Source organism: Streptomyces sp. NPDC060198, from assembly GCF_042728415.1.
Lineage (GTDB): Bacteria > Actinomycetota > Actinomycetes > Streptomycetales > Streptomycetaceae > Streptomyces.
In genome coordinates this window covers 1-7,369 of sequence record NZ_JBHWZJ010000347.1, presented here as the reverse complement: position 1 = coordinate 7,369, position 7,369 = coordinate 1, and the positions used below count along the sequence as shown (strand labels likewise).

General features: G+C 72.7%; 6 protein-coding genes. 4 read left to right on the top strand and 2 right to left on the bottom strand.

Going from position 1 to position 7,369, the window contains the following annotated elements; genetic code table 11:
- The coding region (locus ACFWEP_RS28770; RefSeq protein ID WP_387374303.1) for an NlpC/P60 family protein at window positions 1-1,065 on the bottom strand (1,065 nt) is incomplete at its 3' end.
- A gap of 274 nt (window positions 1,066-1,339) precedes the next feature.
- Entirely contained in the window at window positions 1,340-2,122 is a 783-nt protein-coding gene (locus ACFWEP_RS28765; RefSeq protein ID WP_387374301.1) for a class I SAM-dependent methyltransferase, read from the bottom strand.
- 399 nt (window positions 2,123-2,521) lie between these two features.
- On the opposite strand from ACFWEP_RS28765, the gene mshA reads away from it, so the two are divergent.
- From mshA to ACFWEP_RS28745, 4 genes are all read left to right on the top strand, one after another.
- Window positions 2,522-3,907 carry a D-inositol-3-phosphate glycosyltransferase gene (gene mshA / locus ACFWEP_RS28760; protein WP_387374300.1) on the top strand — a complete coding sequence of 462 codons (1,386 nt, stop codon included), beginning with the start codon at window positions 2,522-2,524 and terminating at the stop codon, window positions 3,905-3,907.
- A 95-nt stretch (window positions 3,908-4,002) separates the two neighbouring features.
- On the top strand, window positions 4,003-4,515 hold the full coding sequence (locus ACFWEP_RS28755; protein ID WP_387374298.1) for a YbjN domain-containing protein: 513 nt from the start codon (window positions 4,003-4,005) through the stop codon (window positions 4,513-4,515).
- Window positions 4,516-4,717: 202 nt separating this feature from the next.
- The gene (locus tag ACFWEP_RS28750; RefSeq protein ID WP_387374296.1) at window positions 4,718-6,256 is read left to right on the top strand and encodes a hypothetical protein; all 1,539 of its coding nucleotides are present in this window, start codon (window positions 4,718-4,720) and stop codon (window positions 6,254-6,256) included.
- A gap of 247 nt (window positions 6,257-6,503) precedes the next feature.
- Complete coding sequence (locus tag ACFWEP_RS28745; protein ID WP_387374294.1) at window positions 6,504-7,316, top strand: hypothetical protein; 813 nt, start codon at window positions 6,504-6,506, stop codon at window positions 7,314-7,316.
- Window positions 7,317-7,369 lie beyond the last annotated feature (53 nt).

Genomic DNA, 7,369 nt, shown 5'->3' with positions numbered 1-7,369 from the left:
CGCCTGAGGGGTGTCCGGCCGCACCACGCCGAGGATCTCCATCGAGCCGGCCCCCGCCAGAGTGACGTTTCGCCCGGGGCGCGGGGCGTGGACCACCATGCCGCCGCCGATGTACATCCCGACGTGGGTGGCGTCGCTGTGGTAGATGATCAGGTCGCCGGGACGCATGTCCCCGACGGCGATGTGCTTGAGCTGGGCCCACTGCTCCTGCGAGGTGCGGGGTATCGGCCGCTTCGCCGCCGCCCACGCCTGGGACGTCAGCCCGGAGCAGTCGTACGAGCCGGGGCCCTCGGCTCCCCAGACGTAGGGCTTGCCGATCTGGGCGAGGGCGAACTTCACGGCGGCCTTGCCGCTGGGGCTCGCCTCGCGGTCGATGTCCTTGAGCGCGCCGGAGCTGAGCCAGGAGGACTGGGCGGCGGCCTGTGCCTGCTCCTCCAGTTCGAGGAGGCGGGTGCGCTCCTCCTTCTCCAGCCGCGCCTCGAGCTGCTCCGCCTCGTCGATCCGGCCGTTGATCTCCTTCTTCGCCCGGGCCTGCTCGACGCGCCCGGCCTCCAGCTTGTCCCAGTTGACCTGCGCGTCCTCGGTGTACAGCTCCAAGTCCGCCTGGGCGCGGGTCAGGTCGGCCAGTACGGAGTCGGTGGCCTGCTGGCTCTGGCGCACCTGGTTGAGGCCGTCCAGGAAGAGCCGGGGGTCGCTGCTGAGGACGAGCTGGGTGCCCGGCGGCAGGCCGCCGTTGCGGTACTGCTCCCGGGCCTGGGCGCCGGCCTGGTTCTTCAGCCGGGCGATCTTCTGCCGGCCCTCGTCGATGGCACGCCCGAGGTCGTCCAGTTCGGCGGTCTGCTTCGCCACCTGCTTCTCGGCGAGGTTGTACGCGTCGGTCGCGGCCTCGGCCTTCCGGTAGAGGAGGTCGATCTCCGCGCGCACCTCGGGAAGGGACTTCGGGGCGGGGGAGCGGGTGGCCGAGGGGATCGGCGCGGGTGCGGCCCACGCCTGGACGGGGGCGGAGAGTACGGCGAGCGCGCAGACCACCGTGAGTGCGGCTGCGGCACAGTGACGTCGTTTCACGAACGAACTCCCCCTCCGGCACCTTGGAGCAAAGGCCCGATAGCGCTCATATGACTGACTGTCAGTAACTTTTTGGCAACGTCGCGATCGTGCCATGCCGTCCCGAAAAGCAACAGGGGCGGCGGGAGAAGGGCACATCACACCCACGCGGTGCGGTGCGTCTTTCCCCCTTGATCCCGAGCGCGTCCCCTTCCGTACGCCCCGCGCACATGTACGGGGCGCGCTGGTCGCGCGCGCCGTGCCCGAGCCTGACCGGTGCCGGCCTTCCACCGGTTCAGCCGCCCGGGCGCAGGGCCTCCCAGGCCACCGTGAGCTCGCCCTGGCGCCAGCGGCGTACGTCGTCGCGGAGCGGCCAGCCCGCCGCGAGCGAGCGCGCGGCGGCGATCCAGCGCTGGCGTGCGCCCAGGGACGCGTACGGGGCGGCGGTGGCCCAGGCGCGGTCGAAGTCGCGGAGGAAGGCGTGCACCGGTTCGCCGGGCACGTTCCGGTGGATCAGCGCCTTGGGGAGGCGCTCGGCGAGGTCCGAGGGCCGGTCCAGCGAACCGAGCCGCGCGGCGAACGTGACCGTGCGCGGCCCCTCCGGCCCGAGCGCCACCCACACGTGCCGGCGTCCGATCTCGTCGCAGGTGCCCTCCACCAGCAGCCCGTCCGGGGCGAGCCGTGCGCACAGACGCTCCCAGACCGCGGCGACCTGGTCCTCGTCGTACTGGCGCAGCACGTTCGCCGCCCTGATGAGGGCGGGCGGCTCGGCGAGCGGCACCTCGAAGCCGCCGTGCCGGAAAGTGAGCCCCGCGCGGGCGTACGGCTGCGCCGCCGCGACCCGCTCCGGGTCGATCTCGACGCCGACCACGCGGGTGTGCGGGGCGACGGTACGCAGCCGGGCGAGGAGTTCCACGGCGGTCCAGGGGGCCGCGCCGTAGCCGAGGTCCACGGCGACGGCGGAATCCGCGCGCCGCAGCGCGGGGCCGTGGGTGGCGGCGATCCAGCGGTCCATGCGACGGAGACGGTTGGGGTTGGTGGTCCCGCGGGTCACGGTCCCGATGGGGCGCTGGTGCATGCGGTCGAGCGTACGTGGCGGGGCGGGAGCGGTGCACGGGCGGCGTGGGGGCCGGGGTGGAGGGTGTGCGTGGGGCCGAGCGCGGGGCGCGTGTCGGCTGATGTGCGCGGGCGCGCACCGGAGAGATGTGCGCCGGAGCGCGACGGCTGGTCGGCGGCACGGGCACCCAGGGCCCGGCCCGCGCGGGGTCGTCGCCCGTTCTCGGTCCGGAGATCGCCATCGGGAGTCGGTGGAGCGACATACGGAGGGCATACGGAGGAGGGAGAACGGTGACGGGTTGACACCGAATGGCAATGATTCGGCAAAGAGGGAAATGAATCGAGCGCGTATCGCTGTTCCGTCTGCGAGGGGATGACCGTCCCCTCCACGGCATGCCCTGAGCGAGGAGGTCCGGACGCTGTGAGTCGTGAGGTCTCCCGTTTCGGCACCGGTCGCGGGACGCCGCGCCTGCGGTTCCCGGGTGGGCGTGGCAGCGGACTGGCGGCCGGATTCACCGGCGGGCACCGCAAGCCGCGCAGGGTCGCGATGCTCTCCGTGCACACCTCGCCGCTCCACCAGCCCGGAACCGGTGACGCCGGCGGCATGAACGTCTACATCGTGGAGCTGGCCAGGCGCCTCGCCGAGATCAACATCGAGGTGGAGATCTTCACCCGGGCCACCACCGGCTCCCTTCCCCCGGTGGTCGAGATGGCCCCCGGGGTGCTGGTCCGGCACGTCGACGCGGGGCCGTACGAAGGGCTCTGCAAGGAGGACCTGCCCGCGCAGCTCTGCGCCTTCACCCACGGTGTGATGCAGGCGTGGGCCGGTCACCGTCCCGGTTACTACGACCTGGTGCACTCCCACTACTGGCTGTCCGGCCAGGTCGGCTGGCTGGCCGCGCAGCGCTGGGGCGTCCCGCTGGTCCACGCCATGCACACCATGGCGAAGGTCAAGAACGCCGCGCTCGCGGAGGGCGACACCCCGGAACCGGCCGCCCGGGTCATCGGAGAGACGCAGATCGTCGACGCGGCCGACCGGCTCATCGCCAACACGGCCGAGGAGGCCGACGAACTCGTCCGCTTCTACGAAGCCGACCCTGCTTCCGTCGCCGTCGTGCACCCCGGCGTGAACCTGGAACGTTTCTGCCCGGGCGACGGGCGGGCCGCCGCGCGCGCCCGGCTCGGGCTGCCGCAGGACGCGCTGATCCCGCTCTTCGCCGGGCGCATCCAGCCCCTGAAGGCGCCGGACGTGCTGCTGCGGGCCGTGGCCGTACTCCTGGAGCGCGATCCGTCGCTCCGCTCCCGCATCGTCGTGCCGGTGGTGGGCGGCCCCAGCGGTACGGGCCTCGCCAAGCCGGAGGTCCTGCACAAGCTGGCGGCCCGGCTCGGCATCACCGATGTCGTCCGGTTCCAGCCGCCGGTCGGGCAGGACCAGCTCGCCGACTGGTTCCGGGCCGCGTCCGTGCTGGTCATGCCGTCGTACAACGAGTCCTTCGGGCTGGTCGCGATAGAGGCTCAGGCGGTCGGTACGCCGGTCGTCGCGGCAGCCGTGGGCGGGCTGCCGGTGGCGGTCCGGGACGGCGTCAGCGGCTTTCTGGTCCCGGGGCACGAACCCGAGGCGTACGCGCTGGCGCTCGAAAGGTTCGTCCGCGCGCCGGAGCTCGTCGGGCGCATGGGTGCCGCCGCCGCCGAGCACGCGCAGTCCTTCGGCTGGGGCACCGCCGCCGCCGCGACCGCCGACGTGTACACCGGCGCGGTGCAGGACCACCGCCGCCGGGTCCGCTCCCGTCAGAGAGCTGACAGCTGACAGCTGACAGCCGGATACCGGGTTCGGGCGCGGACGTGCGTACCGGCCGGTAGGTGGTGCGGAGGTGCGGGTACCGGCTGTCGTACGCTCGCAGCATGGCTGAGGCAGCGGACGAAGCGGCAGTGGCGCGGATCATCGAGGAGACCCTCGGCGACGCAGGCCTGGAATGGGAGAGCCCGGAGCCCGGCAACTACGTCGTGAAGCTCCCCGGTACCCGCAAGCTCTCCACCACCTGCTCGCTCCTGGTGGGCAGGCACTCCCTCTCCCTCAACGCCTTCGTCATCCGGCATCCCGACGAGAACGACGCTGCCGTCCACCGCTGGCTGCTGGAACGCAACCTCCGCCTCTTCGGCGTGAGCTACGCGGTGGACCGGCTCGGCGACATCTACCTCGTGGGCAAGCTGCCGCTCGGCGTGGTCACCCCGGACGAGCTGGACCGGCTGTTCGGCACGGTGCTCGAAGCGGCCGACGGGGCGTTCAACACCCTTCTGGAGCTGGGCTTCGCGAGCGCCATCCGCAAGGAGTACGCCTGGCGGGTCTCGCGGGGTGAATCCACCAGGAACCTCGACGCGTTCGCGCACCTGACCCGGCGTACGGACAGGGACTGACCCGGCGTACGGACAGGGACTGATCCGGCGTACGGACAGGGACTGATCCGGCGTACGGACAGGTACTGACCCGGCGTACGGACAGGGACTGACCTGATCGGGCGGCCGGGGGAAGCCGGGCCGCAGGTACGGAGGACGTGTCATCTCCGGCTCGTGGGGCAGATGTTCGTGCGTCCGCAACCCGCCTGCCCGGAGCCATCGCGTGCACAGTCAGCCTCGCCCTGCCGCCCCGCGCGGTTTCCACTGCGAGCACACTCCGGGCGGGAGCCGGGTCCTCGCGCTGGTGGACCACGACGCGGGTCCTTCCTCCCTGCGCGCCGTCCTGACCTGCCGCAGCCCCGAACTCGCCCACGAGGCCGCCCGCCTGCTCCAGCGGGCCCTGTTCGTTCCGGCCGACGCGTGGGACGCCGGCCCGCTGGAGGACTTGTGCGGACGGCTGCCGAAGGGTGCGGCGGACGCCCTGCGCACCGCGGCCGGCCGGGCCCTCGCGGGCGCCTGGCCGTCGGGCGAGGGCGGCGCGCCGGAGTGGGATCGGGTGCCACCGGAGGCACCGTCCGCGGCTCCGGCGCCGGGTGCGCCGTCAGCGCGGGGCCGGGGGAGGGATGGTGACGGGCGCTCGCCGCGCGCCCCGGGCGGAGCCCGGCTCGCCGGTCTCGCCGGCCCGGTCTTCCGGATCGCGCTGTTGCGGGAATTCCATGTCCACGACCCCGAGGCGCTGCTCGACGCGGCCGCCGACGAGGGCTGGGAACCGCTGCCGGCCGACCGGCTGGGCTCCCACGACCCGCAGGACCTCATCGGCGCCGCCCTGTGGCTCGCCGAGCGCGGGGGCGCGATGGCGGGAGCGGACACCCTCGCCGACCGCAGTCAGGCGTACCGGCTGGCCGTGGAGGAGGGCGACGAGGTCGCAGGCTGGAGCCGGGAGGAGGTGGTGGCGGACTTCGGCTCCGGGTGGCTCGGGCGTGCGAAGGCGCAGCGGCCCGGGGAGCCCGTGCGGGAGGCGGAACGGCCGGACTTCGCGTCGCTGTTCGAGGTGGACGCCCCGCACTGCGCGGATCCGGAGTGCGGTGAGGAGCGTTGTCAGTGGCAGCTCACGGCTCGTACCGCCGCGGCGCTCCACGAGGCGCTGCGGCTGCTGGCCGGCCACGCTCTCGACCATGCGGAGGCCCTCGGCGACCGCCCGCTCGCGCCGGGAGGACGGGGAGAGGGAGCCGGGGTCTTCACCCGCCTGCCGAGGGTGACCTTCGGTGTCGGCGCGGCGTGGCGGCGGCGGTTCGTGCGGGCGGTCGAGGACGTCGCGAGCGACCTGGAGCACGGCTGGTGGCCCGAGCCCACGTGCACGGCCGAGGAGTTGGCCCTGCACCTCGCGATCGAGGACGCACGAGCCGCCGAGGAACCGTGGGCGGTGCCGGAAGGGCGGGGGGCCACCGGCCTTTCCGGCGGCGCGGTCCCGCCGGCCCACCGGGACGACCATGACTTCGACGGGTGTGCGGAGATGTTCTTCCAGGACACCGACGTGCTGATGCTCTACGACGCCGGCCTGGACGGCGTGGAGGACCCGGAGGACGAGGCCAACCAGCGGTTGGGCATTGGTGACCTCCGGCCGTCCGCCTGGTTCGCACCCTTCCTGAACGTCACGCCCCGCGAGGCCGAGCCGGAGCACGGTGGCGGGGGCGAGCCCGAGGGCGGGTACGGGAGCGAGGGCGGGTACGGGGCCGGTCCGGAGGGCGGCACGAGCCACTGAACGGCTCCGGCCAACACCTCGCCCGAGGAGCGCGCCCGGGAGCTTCGAGGCGTGAATGCACCCGAAACGGGCGGTGAATTCACAGTGTGATCACAGAGGAATCACAATCACGTAGGGCGATGAAGGGGAACCATGTTCGAGCAAAGTTTCGATCATAGGGTGAGTGCGACTGCGACGGTCCCGCCGTGGCCGGTGAGAACTGGCGGTTGAGTGCGGGTTGTTGCTCCCGAAATAGGAGAATTGAACCATGCGCACCTCTCTCGTCCGTCGATCCGCCCTCGCCGCGTCCGTGGCCTCCCTGGTCCTGCTGGCCACCGCCTGTGGCGGTTCCTCGGACGACTCGGACAGCAAGAGCAAGGCGGGGGACACGTCGAAGTCCGCCTCGGCCGAGGCCGAGCAGAGCGACGTCAAGGCTCTGACCGCGGCCGAACTGGAGAAGGTGGCGCTCGCGGACGGAGACGTCGCGGGCCACAAGATCGAGAAGGCCGGCGCCGAGGACATCCTCAAGGCGTCCGACGTCACCTCCGACAAGGCCGAGTGCCTGCCCTTCGCGCACGCGCTGTTCGCGGTGCCGCAGGGCAAGCCGGTCGCCTCGACCGCCCGTACCGCGACCACCGAGCCGAAGGCGTCGGACGCCGCCGACGCGGCCGGTGACATGACGGACGAGGACATCGACGCGGCCATGAACGCGTCGCTGGACGTGAGTTCCACGATGATCGACCTGGCGTCGTACGAGGGCGCCGACGCGGCCGACGTGGTCACCGCGGTCCGCAAGGCGGCCGCCGCGTGCACCGCGGGCTTCACCGCCACCGTGCAGGGCGACGCGCAGAAGGTCTCCGGGATCACCGAGGCGAAGGTCTCCGGCGGCGAGGAGGCGGTGGCGTGGGCCATGGTCGCGGAGCAGGAGGGTACGAAGATCCCCTTCGGCCTCGTGGTGATGCGCCAGGGCTCCACGGTGACCACCTTCACCACCATCAACATGGCCGCGGCCATGGGCCAGGACGTCAAGCTGGAGCAGCCGACCGCGGTCGTCGACGCCCAGGCCAAGAAGATCTCCTGACGCCACGTCGGGCAGGAGACGGCCCGGCCAGGACGCGTGGGGGCGTCCCGGCC